We start from the raw sequence: 22,913 nt of genomic DNA, 5'->3' as shown, positions 1-22,913 counted from the left end.
CCGCGCAGCTAGATGCCGGTGAGCATTCTGGCCATTCTCACGGCATATCGATCGGTCATGCCCGATGTGAAGTCAGCAAGAGCGTGCAGTGCTTGCTCGGCATTGGCAACGTTCCGCAAGTCCAGATTGAGGGCTCTGACGAGCTGCTGAGTATGACCGGAGAGCTCGGCCTGATCCCACTCGGCTTTGGCGAGATCCTCGAAGACGGGAAGCACCCCTGACATCACATTGCTAATCACGCGCCGACCAGACACCTCCAATTCGGTCTTTCTCCGAGCGGTGAAGACCCGGTCCCGAGAAAGGGCCTTCATTTTAGCGAAGACTGAAGCCATGGGCCCCGCATCGGTCAGGGAATCAGAGAACGTGCCGGTCATGATGGTGTCGTAGTTGCCTTTGAAAGCCTCTACGCAGCTCTCGACTGCGGCCCCAATGCTCAATGCCCGTAGCAATGCGATGTGTTCAACTTGGCTGAGGCTGCTCACATCACGGTTGGGATTTTTCGCGGCCTCGTGCAGCAGGTTCTTGATCGTGTCGAATGGGAGCTCACCAGTCGCGAAAGCGTCCTCAAGGTCAACGATATTGTAGCAGATATCGTCTGCGGCTTCGACGATGAAGACCAACGGATGCCGCCGCCACCAATTCCCGGCTTGGTGCACTTCCTGGGGCAGCCCTAGCGAATCTGCTACCTCTTTGAACAGTTCGAGTTCGGAACGGAAGACCCCGAATTTCTTGAGGCCGACATATGGCGCAGTTCCTCCACTGACAACGCTCTCGCGGACAGCGGAAGTGACGGGGTACTTCGTGAACGCCCCTAAGGTCGCCTTCGATAATCGCATGCCGCCCTCGTTGCGATACATCTCAAGGCGGGAAACTACTCGGAATCCTTGTGCATTGCCTTCGAAGTTCATGAACTCGAAGCGGTGCGGCTTCTCTATGTCTGCCATCAACCCTTTGGCTTCGCCGAACTTCTCCGCGAACCAGTCGCCCATCGCCGCTTCGCCTGAGTGACCGAAGGGCGGGTTTCCAATGTCGTGGGCGACGCACGCTGCCTGAACGATGTTCGCTAGGCTGTTCGATTCGCCACTGGCAATCTGGTCCGTCTCTTCGAGCCAGTTGCCGATTCGCATAGCCAACGATCTTCCGACGCTGCTGACCTCGACGGAATGGATCAGGCGGTGATGGACATGATCATGCTCGTAGAGAGGCTGCACTTGGGTCTTATTGGCGAGCCGTCGAAATGGCGCAGAGAAGACGATACGATCGTGATCCTGAACGAAAATCGACCGGTTAGGCTTAGGCTCGTAGTGCTTGTCGCCAAGTCGATCGCTGCACAGCAGCTTCTCCCAATCCATTCTCATTCCTCAATTCCATCGCGTTCCGATATCTATCAGTAGCCTCCACAGAAGGAGGCGCCAAGCTAACGGCTTCATTAATAAATACTGCTGGAAACCCCTCAGGCGGCGCCAGAAAATTGCGGCATGGCCGGGAGTTCTCTACCGGTAGATTTCTCCGACAAGGCGGTTAGACGGCTTGCCGAGGAAGCTGCCATCGTCGCGCACAATGATGTCGAGTTTGCTATGCTCACCCGGTAGCCTCCAGCCAGGAGGCCGGAATGCGGATCATCGGAAAGCGCCGCCTACATGACATCGGCATGAGAGGCCCGACGCAGGCTGAGATCGATGCCAGCGTCGACGCCTCCCGCCGCGCGCCTCGGGTCGTTCCCAAGGGCGTCTACCTCTACCGAAATCACACCGAGGCGAACGCCGACGCGGACCGGCGGGCTGTCGAGGCCATGGTCGCGGCAGCCAAGCGTGTTGTTTGCTCTTCCTCGTAAGTCTCCGTCGCATCATCGAGAGCTTGATCGAGGTCCTCGTGCGTCTCGACGAGCTCGGCGTCTCGATCGCGAGCCTGCGTTTCGATGTCAGAGAACACGAGCGCCCGTTCGAGAAGGTAGAGGCCTTCTCGGCAGCCACAGCCGCGTGGTCGACGACTACGATGCGATCGGCAACTCGAAGGGTTGAGGAGTGCGTCGGCGTCCTCGGGGGTGTATTGCACCGGCGCGACAACCATGCCCGCTCACCTTTGAACGGTCCAAGCTCGTGCGCTGATGGCGTCTCTTCCGAGCCCGTCCAGCTCCAATGCGAGAAGGTCATGACGTCCCGCGCAACATCCTCGGAGTAGATCGGAATGGACTTGGGGAACCGGAGTACGACTGTTTTGGCCATCATTGCACCTCGACCTTCGCGACCCGGGTATAAGTCGACTGGCGGCGGATACCTGGTGGGGTGGATCACCAAGCACCCTTGGGAGCCGGGCCGGAAGCTTCAATCGAATACGTCGGGCATCATTGTCGCCGACAGCGACTTGCGCCGGGTCCGCACCATCGGTCGTTTCTACGAGCTGGGCGCGGCGTCAGGCTCGGAGCATGCTGAGCCCCTTCGAGGCATGCGGGCGATCTGAGCGTTTTTAGACAGCGAGCGCGGCCAGCCTTCGGATGAAGTCCGTCTGGGACTGGCAACCCGTTTTCGACAGGACTTTCTTCACCTGCGAGCGCACGGTTTCCCGAGACACCCGATGCTCGATCGCAATTTCATTGACCGTAAGCCCTTCGAGGACCCGGTTGGCCACGGCCGCCTCGGCGCGCGTCAGATCGTAGAGTTCGCAGAGAAGCGATGCTTCGATCCGCAGGCTCCGATTCGAGGTCGTGACGACCAGCATCGCCTGTGCTCGCGAGAAGATGTCGAGAGCCTGTCGTCGGATCGGCAGGACATGGATAATGAAGGCGGGGCTGTCATCCCTGCGCGGAATCGGGATCGAGCGGGTGTCGCCAAGGCGGTCGTGCGCAAGCTCGGCAAGGGCTTTCTGCAATAAAGCATTCGCGCGGTCGTCATCGAGCGCGATCCTGTCGCGGGCGCGGATGATGACCTGCCCCAGAAGGGTCTCGAAGCTTGGATTGGCTGCCGATACATTCCCCTTGGCGCCGATCAGCGCGGCCGGTGATCCGGCGAGCTCGAAGGAATCCAGGCTGGCCTGCGCACGCTGCATCTGGAGCTTGGAAGCAAGAACCGCTGCCCTGGCCAGGTGCGGGCGGATGTTGTCGAGGACTTCGATCTCCCGTTGCGACACCGGGCCGCGATCGTACCGGCGCTCCAACGAGAGGATGATGTTATCGCCCGACGCCGAGCGGACGTGGGTCGCTGCTCCCCAACCGAAACCGTTTGGGATGAGGAAGTCGCGATAGACCGGCATCTTCTCCAGCTCTTCACCGCTGAAGACGTCATGGTCGCCGACGAAGCCCGTGCCGCAATGAGCCAGCAACCCCTCCATCCTGGTGTTTCGCTGCATCCATCCTTCGTCGATGAATCTCTGGACGATGGGGCGGACCGGGTCGCAACTGACCCAGTTTGTTCCGTGCTGCGAATGGGTGAACAGCAAACCGCCGAAACAACCCGCAATCTGCGACAGTCGGGAGATCGCGGCAGGCCAAACTTCCGGTACTGCGGCGGCCTCGTAGAGCATTGCCACGGCATCGCCGAACTCGTTCGCATCCAACATCTATGCCGTCCCCCAAGGGAAACATCTGCGATAGTGCTGCTGGCACGTCAATCATCACCCTCTGGGGTGATGCTCGTTCAGTCCAAAAATTGTATTCGCCGAGGCGTGGGAAAAACAATCTTCGAGGAATTCCTGTCATGATTAAATTCACAGTACTGGCATCGGCGGCGTTCCTCCTCAGTAATTCCACCACGTTTGCCCAAGGTCATTGCGTCGAAGATGGCGGCCGATCCCCCCTAGGAATGAGAGTATTGGTTAACAATTGCGATCGCCTTGTTTCAGTTAGATACGATGACGATAGCGGTTGTGAAAATTGGAGTTGCTCAACGAACATCGGAGCTGGGAGAAGGACGTCCATCTCTACCGCATATGGCCGGAGAGTTAAGTGGGCCGTCTGTTGGGACTACGATCACGTCAACATGCGGCCCAACGGTAGCTACAATTGCCGCTAGCAAGTGGAGCCACTTCAGGGCGCTATGGACGCCGACGTGAAACCAACCCTGAGCTCGTGGAACATTTTACCGATGCTTCACGGCGGGGACCCTGCCATCCCTGAAGAATGCGGCGTTATTCGCGACCGCACTCTGTCGCTCTTTCCGAACTTTGAAATTCAGACTCAACATCAGCACCCTCGTTTGTTGCAGGGCAGGCTATCCGCATGGACAGCTAGCTGACCTCGATCTCATCGGCCTTCGTATTGCTTGACTGTTATCACCATGGCTTCGACGGCCCAACGATCCGCATCGGCATTCGCCTCAGCGTGCGACCGATAGCGATAGACGCCTTTGGGGACGACGCGAGGAGCCATGCGCGAGTTCTCGACGGTGAAGTCGATTTCGGCTTGGGTCGGCCCGCGCATTCCGATGTCCGCGAGCCTGCGCTTTCCGATGATCCGCATCCCGGCCTCCTGGCCGGAGGCTACAGATTGAGCATGTCGACGTCGACGGCGCCATGGGCGACGATTGCGGCCTGCCAGGTCGGTCGAGGGCGATCAGGTAGCCTGCTTCGACTTGGCGTCATTGAGCATGATGACCACCTCGTCCCGGCTGTACGGGCGAGTCAGGTTGTCCTGCTTGAACCGCTCGGCCTCATGGGGCTGGTGACCCATGCCGTGGAAGGTCTCGACGTCCCCGTTGCCGTAAGCAATCTGGTAGTTCGCCCACCCCTTCTCGCCCGTCACGCCGAACTGTACGGACGTGAAATTGTCGGAGCCGAGCTTGTCACCGTTGCCGAGGATCCCCTCGTAAAAGGAGGGATTGTCGTTGGGGATGCGCTCGGGAACGAACAGCCCGTTCGGCCCGATCTGATGATCGCCCCAACCGTCGTCCTGGGCCATCCCGATGAGCTTCTGGGCGTGCTCGATGCTCGGAATGCGAGCTTGGCCGCGAGCGGCCTGAAGGGTGCCGTCGTCGCGCATCCAGATGAATCGGAAGCCGTCTTCCTTCTTGCCATCGGCGAAGAAGTACCGGCAGCGCTGGAAGCAGAGGCGGAACTCGCCGTCCTTCCCGTCCGTGACCGAGTTGAAAATGTGAACGCGTGTCTGAGCCATGGGATTACTCTCATGAGAGCGGCCTTGTGATTTCCTGGAGGGAATCGCTCGCCCATTGCGGCGAAGTTCGCCGGCCCCTGCGCGATTGCAGGAACCCACCCTACATAGATGCCCATGCTGATCAGTTCAATGGGCGCTGATCAGATATTTATCTGCTGATAAGTTTACTCCACCTAATCAGCTCGTTTGGCTGCTTGGCCTTCGAGTAGACTCCTGACGACGAAGAGCTTAGCCCGGCAGTCCTCGCCAGCCTCGGCGAGGCGGACGAGATAAAGCGCGACGTCGCGCTGCCGCTTCCATACCTCCTTGGCCTTGGGTTCTGACATGCAGGTCAGCAGGCTGGCGGGCACCTCGACCTTCCGCTCGACGACCTCGACGACAGGCTCCGGCCGGGACGCGGCGCACCCGGCGAGTAGCATCCCGATGATGACGACGGCCATCCTCACTGGAACCTCCGCGAGCGCAGGTTCTCGAGCAGCGGTGCGACCGGGCCATCGTCGGAATCCGGCGCCGAGCTGACGGCATTCTCGGCGTCCCGGGAACGGCCGGAGTTCTCCTCAACGCTGCCTGCGCGGATTCGAGAGCCGAGATCGCAGCGCGCCGGTCGATGTCGGCTTTCAGGGCGGCCTGGCTTCGTCGTTGACGGCTTCGGCGTCGGGTTTCACGGGATCGTCCTCTCCAAGGAACTCTCCCGGAGATCTCATTGCCCCGCAAGCGAAACCGGCTTGTCCAAAATTGTACCCAGAATCGAAAATTGGGTGCAATTCTGGACACAGATCAGGCGAGCATCATGCCGCCGAAGGCCAGCACCCCAAAAGTTACGATGGCTTTGATCGCCTCGCCCCACTGACGCCCACGGTTGGCGGCGATGATCTTGATCGGCAGCCACGCGACAATGACGATCCCGATCATGGCCAGATGCTCTGAGGGCCTCCGGGCGTACGCCGGGCGATCGTGGAAGGGCTTACGGAAATCCGAGGTGACGCAGGCAATCCCGGTGATCAAGTAGGCGACGACGGCGGCGGTCAATTCGGCGATCTCACGGTGAAGATGGATGCCACCGTACTTGTCGCTTCGTCAGGCCACCAGCCGACTTCTCCCATCGACAACGGCCTCTACGGCTACACTGATCGCAGCAGCACGCGTCATGATTGGCCCCCATCCGATCTCCACTTCCAAGCCTGCTGCCTTGAGATCGGCGACGGCTCGCTCGAGGCGACCTCGGAGCTTGGAGCGGCGATGCGCCCGGAGACACTCAAGTACCGCCTCGGTCGGCACCCGACCTTTCTCCGTGCGGTACTGCCGCACCATCGTCGTCGACCGGCCGATGATCTCAGCAACTTCGGCAGCAGATAGACCGAGCCAGTCGGTCAGGTCGCGAAACTCTCTTGTTCTGGTATCCATCTGCTCCCTCCATCGCATGCGTATAGAGTGTGTGCAGATTGTCACCGGCGCAATCGAAGTCATCTGCAAGCGGATTAAAGAATTTATTTTCACTTTCACTCATGCGTTATTGTCAATTTCTTTTGCGAAAGAAATCCGTCAGCGGTTTTGCGTATGCATTGTTTGCAAGCATCCTCATTCTCGACGCAATCAAGCGTCGTGGGGGGGCAGCATCATGATCAGGGCAATTATCGCCGCCGCTATGGCCGCAATCCGGTCGATGAAGACCTGGTGCGCAAGAACGGGGGCCTGGATTTCGAACCACGTGATCGAACCCGGTGTCGAGTACTTCCACGAAGCCGTCCATGGTGCGACCCAGGCAGTGACCGGTCTCATCCCCGACGTCATCAAAGGCGCCGCAAAGCTTCCCGGGCAGGCCATCCGCGGAACCGGCGCCCTGCTTGAGGGCGGCGGCAAACTGGCTGGATCCACGCTCTCGATTGCGGCCGCTTTCCCGGGAGCTATTGCATCGGGCCTCGCCGGATCGCGCAATGTGCCCGCTCCTCCGCAGCAGGCCCGGCAGTCTGGTTCGTCTGAGGAGGTCACCGACGCCCTTGAGGCGATCGAGGCCGGGCGCTACGCACGGGAGACCATCCGGTCGATGCGTTCGCACGAGCCGATCTCGCTCGAGGCTGATCTTGTCCACCGCTACGCATCGGCGGACACGTACGAGCGCGATGCCATCGATCTTGATGAGCTGCCGCCGCACATCGCCGACTGGTTGGAGGCTCTCACGGAGCGGCACCTCGCTCACCTCGCGCAGTCGCCGTCGATCTGTATGGAAGCAGTCGCTGGTCGACGCACCGGCCTGGTGGGTATGCCGCTGCCGGAGCGCCTTACGCTCGCTGCCGACGAGCGCTTGTCGGCTCCGGTCGGGACCATTGGGCAGGTGCTTGGTGACCCCTCGGCGTTCGCCGCTCGAGTAGCGGCCGTGAAGGGAACCCGTCGGGATCGTCAGCCTCACTGACCCTCGACATCACCGGCGAAACGAAGAAGGCCCCGGATCATATCCGGGGCCTTTCCCTATTTCGCGTCTTCCGCCTGCGTTCGTTCTCGGTATTTCGGGAGCAGGGCCTCAGCTAGAGTCGGGTCCTCGTGCACGATGTCGCCGACCTCCTCGACCATCATCGCCCACGCTCGGTCTTCGACGGACATCACTGCGTGATCTTCCTGATCAGCGCGTTGCGGCTCGCGAGCAGGGTGCGCAGGCGGGCGACCTCGTCACGAAGGTCCTCGTTCTGGCCTTCCAGCTCGTCGACTTGACGGAGGGCATACGCCGCGACCTTGCCCATCGACTCGGCTTCATCCCGGGCAGCGTACAGCTCGCTGGACCAGGCATCGAGAGCGCGCTGATCGCGACGGTCGGTGGCGTGCTGAGCGGCAGCGCGAACGGCGTTGACCATGCCGCCCGCGATCATCCAACTGGCAACTTCAGGATGCATAGCCATGTCGTCGTCCTCCTCGGCGTTTCGAGGAGAGACATGAGCTCGCGGGGAGTCGGCGTCAACCGGCCGGKGGGCGCCGCGCCTGGAAAATGATTAACGACTCCAAAGAGATCCGAGGAGTCAGCTTAGGCTGACTCCCCCGACGCATCCGCCTCAGCCTCCGGCTTCGGCTGACCTCTCCGGGGAAGGGCGGCAAGCTTATCGACAAGGTAGCTCTTCCTGAGGTTCGCATATCGCATGAGACTCTTCGGGTCCGCGTGAATGCCCTGAGCCATCACCTCACTGTCGCTCCACCCTGCCTCGATCAGGCTGGCGATGCGTTCGTGCCGGATGTCGTGCACTCGGAAATGATCGACCTTGGCCCGCCCACGTGCCCGGTTGAACGCACCCTTCAGCACGTTCTTCGAGATCGGGAAAACCCTCGGGTCCCCTTCGATGCGAGGCAGGTCCTCGAGGATTTCGACGGCTCTCGGTGTCATGCCAACCACCCTGTCGATGACCGTCTTCGGGGACCTCGAATTCTTCACGGCACGAAGGAGGAGGGTCCTCTTCTTGGCGTTGACATCGCGCCATTCGAGCCGGAGGAGCGAACCTCTGCGCGCGCCGACTTCGAAAGCGAACTCGACGAGAGGGCCGACCCATTCGTTCTTGGCTTCCCGACATTCATCGAGGAGGGTGTCGATCTGCCCGACCTCGAGACGGACGTCGCGCTCATCTTTCACCACCGGTCTCTTCACGTCGCCGGTGTTGATTGGGTTGATCAGCAGTCCGAGCCTGCTCCGACTGTGGTCGATCACTCCTTTGAGAACGGTCAGCTCGCGCTTGACGGTCCCCGGGGCGATTGTTTTCGGAGGCTTCGGCGCCGCCTTCGCCTTCGCGGCGTTCGCCCTCGGCGTGCCATCCTTCTTCAACTTCGGCTTGTGTTCGACAGCCTTATATTGTCCCCGGCCGCCGGGCTTTCCGCGTCTCGATACCTCTGTCTGGCGGCGATCCCGATAGTCCGCGAACATCTTAGGCGTGAGGTGGGCGACGGCGTGCGCACAGAGGTCCACCTCATCCCTCATGAAGCGCTCGAGCCTCGCTCGCTCAGCGGCCCGGGATTCCTCTCCCAGCCGTTGGTCGGTCACCTCGACAAGATAAGTCTCGATGAGTTGCTTCAGGGTTTCGCGTTCCGAAGGGCTCCGGTCGACGAAGATCCCCCTGTCCATGGCGTTCTCAACGTCGCGCGCCCAGATCTCCGCTTCCTTCTTCGTGCGAAGCGTCTTGGATTTGGTCGGCCATCCCTTACGCCGAACTTGAACAGCCCACTGCCCAGGGCCTTTCTCACGAATCGTAGCCATCTACCTGACCGCCCCTCGGCACATCTCAACTGTGCCAAAATTGTGCCAGCAATTCGCGAATGCCTGCAAGCCCCTCTCGAGGCTTCGGCTAAGTGTTTGATTTCTTAGGGGATAAATGGCGCGCCCGACACGATTCGAACGTGTGACCTTTGCCTTCGGAGGGCAACGCTCTATCCAGCTGAGCTACGGGCGCAATCCGTTCACGCTGGATAGCTGATCCCCGCTGCTTCGGCAATGCGGGATTTGCGATCGAGCACAGGGCCGTGCGGCAAAGGTCACACGTTCGAATCAAGTCGGGCGCGCCGCGGTTGTGGCGGGGTGGGCGTGTCCGCCGTCAAAGTGAAAGCTGGGCGCCTGCTTCCCCGCACACTGCTTTCAGCGCGAGCAGGATCGCATTCTCGTCCGTGACAGACCCATGCCGTTGTAGCGACGGAACCAGGATGGCGGCTTCGGCGTAGCCGGCAGGGCCGATCACGGGGCAGGCGATATCGGTCACCGCCATGATGTCGCGGCTGGGCGCGATGCGATGGCCGAGCGATCGGACATCCGCGAAGACGTCGAGCAGCGACGGCGTTTCGAGTTGCTCTTGCTCCCCGGAACTGGCGTCACGCATCAGCGCCCGTCGGCGCGGTTGCGACTGGAAGGCGAGGATGAGCAGGCCGGAATTGGCTTCGAGCGCCGGGCGGCCATAACCCGGACGCACGGTCACCGTCGCATCGAGGTGGCCCGATGTCGTGGCGAGCACCACGGTCTGTCCTCGGCTCAGCACGACCAGATGCGCCGCCTGGCCGCTCTCCTCGCTGAAGCGCTCCATCAGCGGCAGCACGATCGAGGTCAGTTGCCGCCCGCCCGGCGTGCGGATGCCGAGGTCGAAGAGACGGCGCGACAGCGCCAACCGGTCCGTGCCTGCCTCGCGCACGAGATAGCCGCGCTGCTGCAGCACGAACACCATGCGGAAGATCTCGCTTTTCGAGCGCTCCAGGCGTTCGGCGATGGCGCGCGTCGAGAGGGGTTCGCCGGCCTCCGCCAGCAGCTCGAGGATATCGAGCCCTTTTTCCAGAGCCGGGGCCGCATAGGCGATCTTGTCGCCATCATCGGGTTCAGAGAGGTCGGTCATGTCGTTCGATTTCATATATGAAGCTTGACATCAAATAAGAAGCCAACCTAGCCTCCCCGTAAAGAGGGGACTGATGGCAACGCCTGCGACCTTCCGATCCAGCGGTTTAAGGCAAGCCGCCGCATGGCTCCGGGCGCCATGGTGGCGGTCGCGATGAAATATGGGCTCCAATTTCGCGATGTCTTTGCGGCCTGGGAGTCCATTCTGGACGGCGTCTGGATTACGCTGCTGCTCTCTGCCTGCGCCATGCTCGGCGGTCTGGTTATTGGTGTCATTTGCGCAGCGGCGCGGGTCTACGGCCCGGGCTGGCTGAAGCGCATCATTACCGCCTATGTCGAAATCATCCGCAACACCCCGCTGCTGGTCCAGCTGTTCCTGATCTTCTTCGGTCTGCCGAGCTTCGGCATCCGGCTCGACGGGCTGACGGCGGCGATCATCGCGCTGGTGGTCAATCTAGGCGCCTATACGACCGAGATCGTTCGCGCGGGCTTCGAGGCCGTGCCCAGGGCGCAGGTCGAGGCGGGCCATTCGCTGGGTCTCTCGGGGCTGCAGGTATTCCGCTACATCGTGGTGTTCCCGGCACTGAAGGCGATGTTCCCGGCGCTCGCCAGCCAGTTCGTGCTGCTGATGCTGGCGACCAGCATCGTCTCGCAGATTTCGGTAGAGGACCTGTTCCACGCCGCGTCGATCGTGCAGTCGCGCACCTTCCGCGATTTCGAGGTCTACACCGTGATCGGCGTGCTTTATCTTGGCCTCGCCTTCGCCTTCCGTGGCCTGTTTGCCGGCATCTACTACTGGGCGTTCGTCAGGCGATGATCCGGACCTTCTCCTATATCGATGTCATGTATCTGATCGCGGCGGCGCGCTGGACGTTGGCCCTCACCGCGACTGCCTTCGCAGGCTCGGCCCTGCTCGGCCTGATGCTTGCCATCGCACGCATCTCGCCGATCGCGCCGCTGCGCTGGCTGGTGGCGGCCTACATCCTCATCGTGCAGGGCACGCCGCTGCTGGTCTGGCTCTTCCTGATCTTCTTCGGCCTGCCGCTGATCGGTATCTCGGTCAATCCGTGGCTGGCGGCAGCCATCGCATTCTCCATCTATGGCAGCGCGTTCCTGGGTGAGATCTGGCGCGGCGCGCTGATCTCGATCGCTCGGACGCAATGGGAGGCCGGCGCCTCGCTGGGCCTGTCGATGATCGAGCAGCTGCGCTACGTGATCGTGCCGCAGTCGATCCGGATCGCGATCCCGCCGACGGTCGGCTTCCTGGTGCAGCTCATCAAGAACACCTCGCTGGCGGCGACGATCGGGCTGGTGGAGCTGACGCGCGAAGGCCAGCTCACGGCCGCCGGCACCTACAAGCCCTTCGCAGTCTACATCACGGTCGCCTGCATCTACTTCGCCCTGTGCTTCCCTCTGACCCAATGGAGCCGCTCGCTCGAGCGGAAGCTCGATGTCGCTCGTTGAAATTCAGGGGATCAGCAAGAGCTACGGCACCGTTCCCGTGCTGAAGGATGTTTCGCTGGACATCGCCAAGGGAGAGGTCGTGGCGGTGATCGGCCGCTCGGGCTCCGGCAAGAGCACGCTGCTGCGTTGTATCAATGGGCTCGAGCCGATCCAGGCCGGCACCATCAGCGTCGACGGGGTTCGGGTCAACGATCCCAAGACGAACCTGCGCAAGCTGCGGCAGGAGGTCGGCATCGTCTTCCAGAGCTTCAACCTGTTCCCTCATCTCTCGGTCAGCGAGAACATCACGCTCGCCCCGCGTGTCGTGAAGAAACAGCCCCCCGATGCCGCGCGCGAACTCGCCCGCGAGGTGCTGCGCCGGGTCGGGCTGGAGGACAAGCTCGACGCCTTCCCGTCGCAGCTTTCAGGCGGCCAGCAGCAGCGTGTCGCCATCGCCCGCTCGCTGGCGATGCGGCCGAAGGTGATGCTGTTCGACGAGGTCACCTCCGCGCTCGACCCCGAGCTGACCGGCGAGGTGCTGAAGGTTCTCGAATCCGTGGCGCAGGAAGGCATGACAATGATCCTTGTCACCCATGAGATGGGCTTCGCGCGCCGTTTCGGCTCGCGCGTCGTCTTCATGCACGAAGGCAAGATCCACGAGGAAGGCCAGGCTGCGGCGGTTCTCGCCGAGCCGAAGACGGCCGAATTGCAGACCTTCCTCAGCGCGGTCCTGCACTGACGAAGCCAACAGCGATCTATTGCTCAACGAGGGGAGAGACATATGCGTTCATTCTTCACAGGCCTGGCCGCACTGGCCATTGCCGTCGTCGGAACGGTGGAAGCCAGGGCCGACAGGCTCCAGGACATCCTGTCCAAAGGCGTCGTCCGTATCGGCGTGCCGCTCGATGCGCCGCCCTTCGGCGCACAGGACGAGAACCGCAAGCCGGTAGGCTTCGATATCGAGATGGCCGAGATGGTCGCCAAGGGCCTCGGCGTGAAGCTGGAGATGCAGCAGATCACGGGCGCCAACCGCATCCCGTTCCTGCTCACCGATAAGGTCGATATCGTGATTTCGGTGATGGGGCTGACGCCGGAGCGGGCCAAGCAGATCCAGTTCACCGCGCCTTATGCCAACACGTTCCTTGCCGTCTACGGCGCGAAATCCTCCACCGTGAACAGCCCGGAGACGATCGGCTCGGCCCGGGTCGCAGCCGCCAAGGGCACGACCCAAGAACTCGCAATCAGCGCTTCGGCGCCGAAGGCGAGCCTGATGCGCACCGAGGACGACGCCACGGCCGCAGCCGCCTACATCACCGGCCAGGCCGATCTGCTCGCCACCAACAGCATCGTAGCCCAGGCGCTCGCCAAGCAGAATCCGAACAAGGAATTCGAGCGCAAGTTCACCATCCGCCGCAGCCCGGCCCATATGGGCGTGCAGATGGACCAGCATAATCTCGTGCGCTGGCTCGACGGCTTCATCTTCTTCAATTCGATGAACGGCGAGCTCGACCGGCTGCACAGGAAGTATCTCGACATGCCGATGGACCCACTGCCCACGCTCTGAGCTTCGCCCGAAGCCGGTCGGGCGCGAAGGCGCCCGGCCCTTTCTCCCACCCAACCCAGGCGACCGGAGCCTGCGCTCCGACCCCTTCGCCATGTCCGTGAGCCAAACATGAGCAGCACACGTCAGAAGCCGACGCCGCGCCCCTCCAGCGCCTTCCTCACGGTCGATCCGGAGCGCGACGGCAAGCAGATCGGCTTCCTGATGATCCCGCATTCGCCCGATGACGATGCCTGGGGCGTCACGCGTATCCCGATCACGATCATCAAGAACGGTTCCGGTCCGACCGCGATCCTCGAAGGCGGCAACCATGGCGACGAATATGAGGGGCCGATCACGATCTGCGACATGATCCGCGATCTCGATCCCGGCCGGGTGCAGGGCCGGCTGATCCTGATGCCGGCGAACAATGTCCATGCGGTTGTCGCCGGCAAGCGCACCTCGCCGGTCGACGACCTGAACTTCAACCGCACCTTCCCGGGCGATCCGCGCGGCACCATCACCCAGCAGATCTCAGCCTATCTCAGCGACCATATCCTGCCGCTTGGCGACGCCTTCCTCGATCTGCATTCCGGCGGCTCCTCGCTCGACATCATCCCGAGCGCGATCGTCGAGCCGACCGACGATCCGGCGCTGCACAAGCGCAACGTCGCGGCCGTGCAGGCTTTTGACGCACCGATGACGGTGGTGATCAGCAATCTCGGGGAGCCTAGAACCGCGACCGCCGCAGCCTGCCGAGCCGGGCTCGTCACGGTCGGCACGGAGATGGCCGGCGGCGGCACCGTCTCTCTGGAAGCGCTCAAGGTCTGCCGTCGCGGCGTCGCCAATGTGCTCGACCATCTCGGCATCGTCGCCCGCGACAAACCGGAGCCCAGGCGCGGCGATAGCCAGATCCTCGAGCTGCCCGGCACCTCCGCCTATGTCTACGCCACGGCCGATGGTGTCTTCGAGCCCTGCCACGCCAACGGCGCCAAGGTCAGCGCCGGGGAGCTTGCCGGCCGCATCCATTGCACCTGGGATCCGGCACGCCCGCCGGAGATGCTGCACTATGCCGCCGACGGCGTTCTCTATGGTCGCCGCCAGCCTGGCCGGGTCAGGCCGGGCAATTGCTGCCTGATCGTCGCGGCGCCCTACAAGGGGACATTGTCATGATCGATCTCGCGGCCATCGAGGCGGCGCGCCAGCGCATCGCGCCCCATAGAAGATGAGGCCTGGAACACTTTCGCGCTCGACCGCGCCGCCCTGGCTCAAGCCGCACACGCCATCAAGACCGCGATCAGCGACGATGCGGTTACCGTTTCATCGATCAACGACGATCTGGAAGCTGAAGAAGGCGGGTTGATTTTGCGCGTGCACCCTTCGCGCGAGCGCAGCTGCTGCATGCGCTCCTCCTCACTCATCGCCGAGAGGTCGGCGCGCTCCCCGAAGAATTGACCGTGCGTGCCCTCGATAAGAGCGCTGACGATCACGCTGCATTCGACCTTCATATTCTTCTCGGGTCTCCCGGGACTGCTGAGGTTCATGAGCGAGAGCGTGCGTCGGCGCAGATGCGATTAAACAAGCGGGCAGTAACAAACGTATCTGCACTCGTCCTATGAAGGCGACCAGGGGAGAAGCGCGCGAGCAGTCTCGTGTTCAACGTCCATGACGAGGGCACGCTACTCAAGTATCACCAGACTATGCTGTCCCGTCGGTAGGGATGATTAGGCCCGTTTCGGCCTCTTGGCACTCAACGTCGGACAAAGCTTGGGAGTTCGCGGGTCAACGGGGGTAGCACAAGAAGCCACTGATCTAACGACCGGACCAGGGTTTATGTCGTTGGTAAAGCCCCCAAACGCCGCAGGGATGAAGCCGCAGAGAAGTATGAAAGCTTCCATCACGACCCGCTCCGTCCTTCGACGCATTGCCGAAGGGTAAGCATCACCCACAAAGTGTCGATTGAGCGAAGGGATAGGTCACGTGGCGCTGGGGGTAATCCCGAGCAGCTTCACCAGTTCCTTGAACCCGTCCTCGACTTCGGAAACGCCGTGGATGGCGATGCGCAGGATGCGACCGTCGTCATACAGCAGCCCCGAGGTGTCGCAGTCGTCATGTCTGGTTGACGGCGCGGATGCGTCCTAGGAAGCGCAGGGAGAGTCACTGGCTGGCATCGCGTCACATTGGGCTGGTATACTAGCCCCGCCAGCACAGAGCCGCTCAGTGAGTCTCCCAGCTCCCGGCTGGTCGCATCGGCGGATGGGAGGCTCACGGAGGACGCAAAAAAGAGGTTCCGGGCGTTGTATCCACATGGTCGATATGGCGGCTACCCGACCGCGCAGGTGATGAGCGCGATCGGTGGCAAAGCCAATGACACAAGCTTAGGCGGCGCACTGTAGCGCGGCCGTCCCTTGCGGCCAGATCTCATCACTAAGCTGGATGCCTGGTTGCCAGCCGAGGAAGCGAGACGTCGAGGACGATGATAACGGCTCCGACTTCACCAGCGGCAACCGAGGCGGAGCCGCGAGTGCCGGGGTTACGGTCGAGCCTCTTTGTCTCTTCTTTCTAGAGCTGGCTCGGTTTGTCTGAACAGTTTGCGGTCTGTCGTTAGGTGGATTTCGGCCCGTGTTATGCCGCAACCCGGATTGGCCGCAGCGCGTTGAAGTAGGCCTGATCGGGAGTCTGCCGTCCCAGGCTTTGGTGGGGTCTCCGGCCGTTGTAGAAGGCCAGATACCGGCCGATCGAGGCGCGCGCGTCGGACACACTGGCGTAGGCGCGCAGGTAGACCTCCTCGTATTTCACCGATTTCCAGATGCGCTCGACGAAGACGTTGTCGCGCCAGGCGCCCTTGCCATCCATGCTGATCCTGATGCCCGCGCCGATCAGCAGAGCGGTGAACTCGCGGCTGGTGAACTGCGAGCCTTGGTCCGTATTGAAGATATCCGGCTTGCCGAAGCGCGCGATCGCCTCCTCGACGGCCTCGATGCAGAAGGCGACGTCCACGGTGATCGAGAGCCGCCAGGCCAGGACCTTGCGGCTGAACCAGTCGACGACGGCCGCCAGATAGACGAAGCCCCGCGCCATCGGGATGTAGGTGATGTCCATCGCCCAGACCTGATTGGGGCGCGTCACCGGCAGCTTGCGCAAGAGATAGGAGAAGATCTTGTGCCCTGGCGCCGGCTTTGACGTGTTCGGTCGGCGGTAAAGCGCCTCGATCCCCATCCGCTTCATAAGCGTCGCGACGTGGAGACGCCCAGCGACATGCCCCTCGGCCAGCAGCAGACCTTGCAGCATGCGGCTGCCGGCGAAGGGGTATTCCAGATGCAGCACGTCGATCGCGCGCATCAAGGCCAGATCGGCGGCAGGAACCGCCCTGGGCAGATAATAGACGCTGCCCCGGCTGATCCCGAGCAACTTCGCCTGCCGGTTCAGGGGTAGATCGTGAGCGCGGTCGATCATCGTTTTGCGCTCAGAAGGCCGGCCTTGCCGAGCGCGCCGGACAAAAAATCGTTCTCCAGCGCCAGCTCCCCGATCTTCGCATGCAGCGTCTTCACGTCGATCGTTGGTGCGTTGGACACGGACTTCGCTTCGGAGCCAAAGACACCGGCAGCCCCTTCAAGGAGTTGGCTGCGCCACTGCGTGATCTGGTTGGGGTGGACGTCGAACTGCTGCGCCAGGTCGGCCAGAGTCTTTTCGCCCTTGATGGCCGCCAATGCGACCTTCGCCTTGAAAGCCGGGCTGTGGTTCCGGCGAACGCGTTTCGTCATATCCGCTCCTGTTCACGGCAATCATGCCGCGTTCAGGCCGAAAATCCACCTACGCCCGATGTCCAGATTTCCCAAGCCAGCTCTAGCGACAGCAGTTCACCGCGTCGCATCCCGGTCTCGACTGCGAGCACGATCAGGTCGCGCATGTAGATGCTTCTACCGGCATCGGCAGCGTCGAGCAGGCGTTGCTCTTCGTCGTCGTTGAGGCGTCGGTTGCGACCGCGCGGCGGGCTGGGGCGTCGCAGCAGCTTGCACGGGTTGCGGTGCAAATCGACGTTCCAATCTCGCATCGCGGTGTCGATGGCGTGGCCAATCGTGTTTAATTCTCGGATGACTGTCGATGGCGAAACCGTCTTGAGGCGTTCGTCGCGGTAGGTCGCGAGATCTGACGATGAGAGCAGCGCGAGCGTCCGATGTGCAATCGATCGACGCAGCAGCGCCTTGATGCGTGAGATCTCGTTGTGGGCGCTGCGCTTCCTGGGCGAGACCTCGACAATGTAGCGCTCGGGGATCGCGCGCAGTGTTGTCGATTCAGTTACGCGCGTGTCCGGCAGCATGCCGCAGCGATCGAGCTCGCTCTCGAGGGAGCGTGCCCACTTCTCGGCGTCAGCCTTCTGGTCGAAGCTCTTCGCCCTGGGTGCCATCCCACGGCGACGAACCTGTGCCTGCCATCTGCCCCGGAGTTTCCGGATCGTCGCCATTGCGGATCAGCCCTGTTTGTCCAACGACTACAGGACGCCGGCAGTGCCGCGGCACGTGATGCACCAGGCCAGGCCGCGCTCGAAACCTGCAGGATCAAGGACTTCCGGTGATCACCAGGTCGATCTCGAGTGCCTTCAGTAGGCAATGCTCTCAGGTGAGAGCCGCTTACAGCTGTTCAACGCTTGAGGGCGAAGGCACGGGCCCGCCTCCGCCGTCATCGTCAAGAATGGTTGAGGCAGGCCGGCACCAGACTGTCCTGCTAGTCGGGCCACTTCCGCAGCGCCGCGAAGCGCCTGCTGGAACGTTCGCTCAGCGACGTCTCTATCACCTCGTTGGAGGCTCGTGCCTTCTCGATCTCCTCGACAAGCCGTTCAGCGACGATAGCAGCCTCGCCCGGGTGCAGGTTACAGGGATCGAGATAGAAATGGCCGTGCTCAATCTCATGGTCGCGGACGATGACTGGGGTGCTGCCGGCGGCGAGCGCATCGGCCATGTCCCAGGCGGAGATATGGGCTTCTCGCGGCGCAAACGACACTTTCAGCCGGTCGAGCGGGTTGTCGGTCGGGTCCGGCACGATCGTTGCGGTCACGCCTGGACGACCGCCGAGCTTCTCCTGCCAGAGGTTGAGCGCCGCCATCTCGGTCTCACGAATGCCGGCATGATCTCTGCTTTCCCAAGCTTCGAGCGCTGCCATCGTGCCGAGAATGCTCTCCTTACCGACTTTCATGCCCCGGCCGATGCCACGGTTCTGCAGGAAGGCGGCGCGGACGAGGTCCTTGCGTCCGGCAACGATACCGCCAGTCGGGCCACCTAGAAACTTGTGCGAGGAGTACAGCGCGATATCGGCGCCGTCCGAGATGAAGCGCTGGAGGTCATATTCGGAGGCGGCGTCAACGATGACAGGCACGCCACGGGCGTGAGCGATCTCTGCGAACTGGAGCAAGGACAACATGCCATATTGCACCGTATGGTGGGAGACCACGAAGAGTGCCGCCGCCGTTCGCTCGGTAATGGCGCCCTCCAGCTGGTAGCCCCGCGCACCGGTGGTCTCACCCACTGTCACGACCTTGGCGCCGGCGAGCCTCACACCCTGATCGACGGGTGCGCCGTAATTGACCATATGGCCCATCATGATCACGACCTCGTCCTTGAGACCCGCCACATCGGGCAGGCGCTCGACGGCGGCGAGATCATCGCCGGTCATGGCGCCCGCTATCGCAACCGTGATGCCGGCTGCGCAGGATGCGGTGACGAAACCGGCTTCGCTGCCGCACAGCCTTGCGATCACGCGGCTCGCCTTCTTCTGGAGTTCGTCGACCCCCACGAACTGCGGCAGGATCGCCGTCATCGCCTCTATTGCCTGCGGCACCACGATCGAGGCGCCAAGCGCTGTCATCGTGCCGGAGGTGTTGATGATCGGGCGCAGGCCGAGCGCCTCACGGATGTCGCGCTTGTTCATGATGATGCGTTTTCCTTGGAGTCAGACTATTGAACTGATGGAGATGACGAGTGGTCTGAATCGGGCCCTGCGCCTGTCTCGACGGCAAAGCTGGATCTGGTGGACATGACATTGACGAAGGTGGTCGAGATCGAGCCGGCGGCGGCGGCCTTGCGACGGCCGCGCGCTAGCGGCATCGACAGGGCCGTGCAGATATTCGACCATCTCCAGGCCATCGGGCGCGCCGCGACCGGCTATGAGATCGCGCGCGGCGTCGGCGCCCCGCTTTCCACGATCTACGCCTTGATCGACGACCTCGTCGAAAAGAAGCTGCTGTCGCGCAACGACGACAATGCCGTCTGGCTCGGCCCGCGCCTCTATCACTACGGGCTCGCCTATGCGCGTGACCTCAAGATCATCACAGTGGCGACACATGAAATGCATGTGCTCTCCCGCGAGATCGGCGAGACCGTCCAGATCTGTGGCCGTGACGGCGACATGATGGTGGTGGAGGCGATGGCAGAGGGGCCCGGGCACTTTACCGTAGCCTCGCGTGTCGGCACACGCGTCCCCTTGAATTGGACGGCGTCCGGTCGGCTTCTCGTCGCCGGGCTGAACCCGAGCGAGCGCATCGCCTTCTTCCGCCGCGTCGCCAGGACCTCGCCGACCGGCCGCGCCATCGTCAACCCCACCAAGCTCGCCCAGCAGGTGGAAGCCGCGCTGCAGACCGGCTTCTGGATACAGGAAGGCGAGTCCGACTATGCGGTCGCCTGCGTCGCTGCGCCCGTCCTCGACCCAGAGGGCGACTGCCCGATCACGGTGTCGATAGTGCTGCCGGAATCCAAGGTGTCCGCCGATCAGGCGCATTTTGCGAATGCTGTTAGAGGTGCAGCCGCTCGCGTCGAAGAGAGCCTCGGCTGGACGCGCACGCGCTGAGTGCGGCGCCGGGCTCATTCTACCGCGACGATGGCTTCGATCTCGACCGTGATCTGGCGCGGCAGCGAGCCAACGCCGATCGCGGAACGGGCGTGGCAGCCTCGGTCCCCAAAGACATGAACGAAGAGGTCCGAGCAGCCATTGATTACAGCCGGATGCTCGAGAAAGGTCGGCGTCGCGTTGACCATGCCGAGCAGCTTGACGATGCGGCGAACCCTGCCCAGATCGCCCAGCGCGTGATGCAGCACTGCAAGCAGGTTCAGGCCCGTGAGCCTGGCATGGTCATAGGCCTGCTCCTTCGACACATCAGCGCCGACCTTGCCGGCATAGAGCGTCCCGTCAGCGTGGGTCGGTCCCTGACCGGAGAGATAGAGCAGCGAGCCTTCCTGGACGAAGGTCCGGAAATTGCCGATCGGCTCGGGCATGTCGGGCAGAGCCAGACCGAGGCTGGCGAGCCGGTCATAGGGGGATTGGGCGTCCAACGCAGCGGTCCGATTCTTGGGTTCAGGCATGGGGATGGGCGGAAGCGGCCTCCCGGCCGAACCGCGCCAGAAATGTCTGCAGGCGGGCATGCGGGGCAGTCTCGAAGACCTCCGTCGGCGTGCCCTGTGCTGCAATCACGCCGCCGTCCATAAAGATCACCCGCGACGCGGTATCGCGTGCAAAGGCCATCTCATGCGTGACCAGGATCATGGTGCGACCTTCACCGGCGAGCTGGCGCACGACCTGGAGAACCTCGCCGACGAGTTCGGGATCCAACGCGCTGGTGATCTCGTCGAGAAGCAGGACCTTCGGCTCCATCGCTACGGCGCGCGCGATCCCAACGCGCTGCTGCTGCCCGCCCGACAATTCGTAAGGCAGTGCATCTGCCTTGTGGGCGAGGCCGACGCGATCGAGCCAGTGCAGGGCCCGCTGCCGCGCCTCGCTGGCACGAAGGCCGCGCACACGTCGCAGGCCCAGCGCGATATTGTCGGCGGCCGAGAGATGCGGGAACAGGTTGAACTGCTGGAAGACCATCGCTGTCTCGGCGCGGATCCTGGAGAGTTCGCCCTCTGAACGCGGCTGACGCAGCGCCGAGTCACGATAGCCGACCTCGACCCCGTCGAGCTTGATAGACCCGCCATCATAGCTCTCAAGATAATTGATGCAGCGAAGCATCGTTGTCTTGCCGCTGCCGGACGGACCGATCACGGCGACGACCTCGCCGGCATTAATGTCGAGGGTGACGCCCTTCAGCACCTCGACCGCACCGAATGACTTGCGCAGGTCGCGAATGCTGATGGTTGGTTGGGAGGTCCCGGTCATGGCTCAGTCCCGAATATAGGCATAGCGCTGTTCCAGCCGGCGGCTGGCCTGCGACAGGGAATAGTTGATGACGAAATAAATGGCCGCGCCGGTCAAATAGAGCGGCATCGGCTCGTAGGTGCGCCCGATCACCTGCTGCATCGCCATCATCAAGTCGACGACGCCAAACAGCGAGACCAGTGCGCTCCCCTTCACCGCATCGGTGGTGCTGTTGATGAAGGGAGGCAGGAAGCGGCGGACCGCCTGCGGCGTCAGCACATAAATGAGGCGCTGCAGGAAAGTCAGTCCGACAGCCTTGCCCGCTTCATGTTGTGCGAGCGGAATCGACTGGTAGGCGCCGCGCGTGATCTCCATCACCTGCGCCGTCTTGAACACCGACAGCGCCACGACGACAGCCCAGAAATTGTTGAGATTTATGCCCAGCGCCGGCAGGCCGTAATAGATCGCGAAGATCAGGACCAGGATCGGAATGCCGCGAATGACGTCGGCCAGCACCCGCAGCGGCCAGCGCAGCCAGGCCTTGCCGAAGGTCAGGCAAAGCCCGAGAACGACGCCGGCGATCAGCGAGAACAGCACGACCAGCGCCGAGACCTGCAGCGTGACGATGATGCCATCGACGAGAAAGGGGACCCCCTTGATCACCGCGTTCATGATGACCGTCTCACGGCGAAGCGGCGTTCGGCCTGCCGCAGCACGAGTAGAATGACATAGCCGGTGACCAGGTAGATCGGCGTCACCAAGGCATAAACCTCGATGATCCTGAATGTATTCGTGTTGATCCACTGGGCGCTGTAAGCAAGCTCCGGAACGGCGATGACGGAGGCAATCGACGTATCCTTGAACAGCGAGATGAAGGTATTGCTCAGCGACGGCAATATGATGCGCAGCATCGTCGGGAAGCGGATGTAGACCAGCCGCTGCCAGGGACGCAGACCTATCGCCATGCCTGCCTCGATCAGCCCCTTGGGGACGGCAGCGAGCCCTGCGCGCATGATCTCGACTAAATATGCCCCGCCGTAGAGCGCCAATGTCGCAATGAAGGACACTGTCGCGTCATAGCGGATGTCGACCACAGTCGGGATGCCGTAGAAGACGATGTAGACGAGCAAGATCAACGGGACGTTGCGGATCACCTCGACATAGGCGGTCACCAAAGCCCGTGCCCAGCGCGGTCCGTCGACATAAACGACAGCCAAGGCAAGCCCGATAGCGCAGCCGATCGCGATCGTGATCGCCGCCAACTCCAGGCTCAAGACGAGCCCGGAGAACAGCTTGTCAACGTGCCGCCAGACGATGGCGAAATTGAAATGATAGGTCAAAGTCGGAAGGCTCGCTGC

The 22,913-nt window shown here is 62.3% G+C and carries 26 protein-coding genes and 1 tRNA gene; 8 read left to right on the top strand and 19 right to left on the bottom strand.

Annotated features, from left to right (window positions below):
- Positions 1 to 8 precede the first annotated feature (8 nt).
- Positions 9 to 1,352 (bottom strand): dGTP triphosphohydrolase, encoded by a 1,344-nt coding sequence (gene dgt / locus AC1D2L_RS08325; protein ID WP_476845385.1) that lies wholly within the window; start codon positions 1,350 to 1,352, stop codon positions 9 to 11.
- 260 nt (positions 1,353 to 1,612) lie between these two features.
- Between dgt and AC1D2L_RS08320 the strand changes: the two genes are divergently transcribed.
- Positions 1,613 to 1,834, top strand: a complete 222-nt coding sequence (locus tag AC1D2L_RS08320) for a hypothetical protein (RefSeq protein ID WP_476845384.1) — start codon at positions 1,613 to 1,615, stop codon at positions 1,832 to 1,834.
- 632 nt (positions 1,835 to 2,466) lie between these two features.
- Here AC1D2L_RS08320 and AC1D2L_RS08315 read toward each other — a convergent pair.
- The 6 genes from AC1D2L_RS08315 to AC1D2L_RS08290 form a co-directional block, all read right to left on the bottom strand.
- Positions 2,467 to 3,555 carry a helix-turn-helix transcriptional regulator gene (locus tag AC1D2L_RS08315; protein WP_476845383.1) on the bottom strand — a complete coding sequence of 363 codons (1,089 nt, stop codon included), beginning with the start codon at positions 3,553 to 3,555 and terminating at the stop codon, positions 2,467 to 2,469.
- Positions 3,556 to 4,237: 682 nt separating this feature from the next.
- On the bottom strand, positions 4,238 to 4,453 hold the full coding sequence (locus tag AC1D2L_RS08310) for a hypothetical protein (protein WP_476845382.1): 216 nt from the start codon (positions 4,451 to 4,453) through the stop codon (positions 4,238 to 4,240).
- A gap of 93 nt (positions 4,454 to 4,546) precedes the next feature.
- The gene (locus AC1D2L_RS08305) at positions 4,547 to 5,104 is read right to left on the bottom strand and encodes a hypothetical protein (RefSeq protein ID WP_476845381.1); all 558 of its coding nucleotides are present in this window, start codon (positions 5,102 to 5,104) and stop codon (positions 4,547 to 4,549) included.
- Between the two features lie 173 nt (positions 5,105 to 5,277).
- Positions 5,278 to 5,544, bottom strand: a complete 267-nt coding sequence (locus AC1D2L_RS08300; RefSeq protein ID WP_476845380.1) for a hypothetical protein — start codon at positions 5,542 to 5,544, stop codon at positions 5,278 to 5,280.
- Between the two features lie 337 nt (positions 5,545 to 5,881).
- Positions 5,882 to 6,133 carry a hypothetical protein gene (locus tag AC1D2L_RS08295; RefSeq protein WP_476845379.1) on the bottom strand — a complete coding sequence of 84 codons (252 nt, stop codon included), beginning with the start codon at positions 6,131 to 6,133 and terminating at the stop codon, positions 5,882 to 5,884.
- 48 nt (positions 6,134 to 6,181) lie between these two features.
- On the bottom strand, positions 6,182 to 6,508 hold the full coding sequence (locus AC1D2L_RS08290; protein WP_476845378.1) for a hypothetical protein: 327 nt from the start codon (positions 6,506 to 6,508) through the stop codon (positions 6,182 to 6,184).
- 31 nt (positions 6,509 to 6,539) lie between these two features.
- Here AC1D2L_RS08290 and AC1D2L_RS08285 point away from each other — a divergent pair, with 31 nt between their 5' ends.
- Entirely contained in the window at positions 6,540 to 7,514 is a 975-nt protein-coding gene (locus AC1D2L_RS08285; RefSeq protein ID WP_476845377.1) for a hypothetical protein, read from the top strand.
- Positions 7,515 to 7,701: 187 nt separating this feature from the next.
- Here AC1D2L_RS08285 and AC1D2L_RS08280 read toward each other — a convergent pair whose 3' ends face one another.
- The 4 genes from AC1D2L_RS08280 to AC1D2L_RS08265 form a co-directional block, all read right to left on the bottom strand.
- Positions 7,702 to 7,950: a hypothetical protein gene (locus tag AC1D2L_RS08280; protein WP_476845376.1), complete on the bottom strand. Its 249-nt coding sequence runs from the start codon at positions 7,948 to 7,950 to the stop codon at positions 7,702 to 7,704.
- Positions 7,951 to 8,117: 167 nt separating this feature from the next.
- Positions 8,118 to 9,332, bottom strand: coding sequence for a site-specific integrase (locus AC1D2L_RS08275; RefSeq protein ID WP_476845375.1), 1,215 nt, complete (start codon positions 9,330 to 9,332; stop codon positions 8,118 to 8,120).
- A gap of 116 nt (positions 9,333 to 9,448) precedes the next feature.
- Positions 9,449 to 9,525, bottom strand: a tRNA-Arg gene (locus tag AC1D2L_RS08270).
- Positions 9,526 to 9,666: 141 nt separating this feature from the next.
- The gene (locus AC1D2L_RS08265; RefSeq protein WP_476845374.1) at positions 9,667 to 10,449 is read right to left on the bottom strand and encodes an IclR family transcriptional regulator; all 783 of its coding nucleotides are present in this window, start codon (positions 10,447 to 10,449) and stop codon (positions 9,667 to 9,669) included.
- 123 nt (positions 10,450 to 10,572) lie between these two features.
- Between AC1D2L_RS08265 and AC1D2L_RS08260 the strand changes: the two genes are divergently transcribed.
- From AC1D2L_RS08260 to AC1D2L_RS08240, 5 genes are all read left to right on the top strand, one after another.
- On the top strand, positions 10,573 to 11,265 hold the full coding sequence (locus AC1D2L_RS08260; RefSeq protein WP_476845373.1) for an amino acid ABC transporter permease: 693 nt from the start codon (positions 10,573 to 10,575) through the stop codon (positions 11,263 to 11,265).
- The gene (locus AC1D2L_RS08255; protein ID WP_476845841.1) at positions 11,265 to 11,912 is read left to right on the top strand and encodes an amino acid ABC transporter permease; all 648 of its coding nucleotides are present in this window, start codon (positions 11,265 to 11,267) and stop codon (positions 11,910 to 11,912) included. Before AC1D2L_RS08260 ends, AC1D2L_RS08255 begins: the two co-directional genes overlap by 1 nt.
- Positions 11,899 to 12,630, top strand: a complete 732-nt coding sequence (locus AC1D2L_RS08250; protein WP_476845372.1) for an amino acid ABC transporter ATP-binding protein — start codon at positions 11,899 to 11,901, stop codon at positions 12,628 to 12,630. The genes AC1D2L_RS08255 and AC1D2L_RS08250 overlap by 14 nt, the downstream gene beginning before the upstream one ends.
- 42 nt (positions 12,631 to 12,672) lie before the next feature.
- Positions 12,673 to 13,455: a transporter substrate-binding domain-containing protein gene (locus tag AC1D2L_RS08245; protein ID WP_476845371.1), complete on the top strand. Its 783-nt coding sequence runs from the start codon at positions 12,673 to 12,675 to the stop codon at positions 13,453 to 13,455.
- A 108-nt stretch (positions 13,456 to 13,563) separates the two neighbouring features.
- The gene (locus AC1D2L_RS08240; protein WP_476845370.1) at positions 13,564 to 14,604 is read left to right on the top strand and encodes a succinylglutamate desuccinylase/aspartoacylase family protein; all 1,041 of its coding nucleotides are present in this window, start codon (positions 13,564 to 13,566) and stop codon (positions 14,602 to 14,604) included.
- A 95-nt stretch (positions 14,605 to 14,699) separates the two neighbouring features.
- On the opposite strand, the gene AC1D2L_RS08235 is transcribed toward AC1D2L_RS08240, so the two are convergent.
- From AC1D2L_RS08235 to AC1D2L_RS08220, 4 genes are all read right to left on the bottom strand, one after another.
- On the bottom strand, positions 14,700 to 14,939 hold the full coding sequence (locus AC1D2L_RS08235) for a hypothetical protein (RefSeq protein ID WP_476845369.1): 240 nt from the start codon (positions 14,937 to 14,939) through the stop codon (positions 14,700 to 14,702).
- A gap of 1,117 nt (positions 14,940 to 16,056) precedes the next feature.
- Positions 16,057 to 17,195, bottom strand: a protein-coding gene (locus AC1D2L_RS08230; RefSeq protein ID WP_476845368.1) for an IS3 family transposase whose coding sequence is annotated in 2 segments (ribosomal slippage) — positions 16,057 to 16,937 and positions 16,937 to 17,195 — 1,140 coding nt in all. Because the reading frame shifts where the segments join, the coding sequence is not laid out codon by codon here.
- Positions 17,196 to 17,227: 32 nt separating this feature from the next.
- Entirely contained in the window at positions 17,228 to 17,752 is a 525-nt protein-coding gene (locus tag AC1D2L_RS08225; RefSeq protein WP_476845367.1) for a hypothetical protein, read from the bottom strand.
- 404 nt (positions 17,753 to 18,156) lie between these two features.
- Positions 18,157 to 19,356, bottom strand: coding sequence for an aminotransferase class V-fold PLP-dependent enzyme (locus AC1D2L_RS08220; protein ID WP_476845366.1), 1,200 nt, complete (start codon positions 19,354 to 19,356; stop codon positions 18,157 to 18,159).
- A 105-nt stretch (positions 19,357 to 19,461) separates the two neighbouring features.
- On the opposite strand from AC1D2L_RS08220, the gene AC1D2L_RS08215 reads away from it, so the two are divergent.
- On the top strand, positions 19,462 to 20,271 hold the full coding sequence (locus AC1D2L_RS08215; protein ID WP_476845365.1) for an IclR family transcriptional regulator: 810 nt from the start codon (positions 19,462 to 19,464) through the stop codon (positions 20,269 to 20,271).
- Positions 20,272 to 20,285: 14 nt separating this feature from the next.
- On the opposite strand, the gene AC1D2L_RS08210 is transcribed toward AC1D2L_RS08215, so the two are convergent.
- From AC1D2L_RS08210 to AC1D2L_RS08195, 4 genes are read right to left on the bottom strand one after another with little or no spacing between them, the layout of a single operon-like run.
- A complete protein-coding gene (locus AC1D2L_RS08210) occupies positions 20,286 to 20,783 on the bottom strand; it encodes a RidA family protein (RefSeq protein WP_476845364.1) in 498 nt (165 codons plus the stop codon).
- Positions 20,776 to 21,576 carry an amino acid ABC transporter ATP-binding protein gene (locus AC1D2L_RS08205; RefSeq protein WP_476845363.1) on the bottom strand — a complete coding sequence of 267 codons (801 nt, stop codon included), beginning with the start codon at positions 21,574 to 21,576 and terminating at the stop codon, positions 20,776 to 20,778. Before AC1D2L_RS08205 ends, AC1D2L_RS08210 begins: the two co-directional genes overlap by 8 nt.
- A 3-nt stretch (positions 21,577 to 21,579) precedes the next feature.
- Positions 21,580 to 22,227, bottom strand: a complete 648-nt coding sequence (locus tag AC1D2L_RS08200) for an amino acid ABC transporter permease (RefSeq protein WP_476845362.1) — start codon at positions 22,225 to 22,227, stop codon at positions 21,580 to 21,582.
- On the bottom strand, positions 22,224 to 22,895 hold the full coding sequence (locus tag AC1D2L_RS08195) for an amino acid ABC transporter permease (RefSeq protein ID WP_476845361.1): 672 nt from the start codon (positions 22,893 to 22,895) through the stop codon (positions 22,224 to 22,226). The genes AC1D2L_RS08200 and AC1D2L_RS08195 overlap by 4 nt, the downstream gene beginning before the upstream one ends.
- Positions 22,896 to 22,913: the final 18 nt, after the last annotated feature.

The organism is Allobosea sp. P1_B10 (assembly GCF_056406735.1).
The sequence above is the reverse complement of the archived record's forward strand: the minus strand, read 5'-3'. Positions and strand labels throughout refer to the sequence as shown.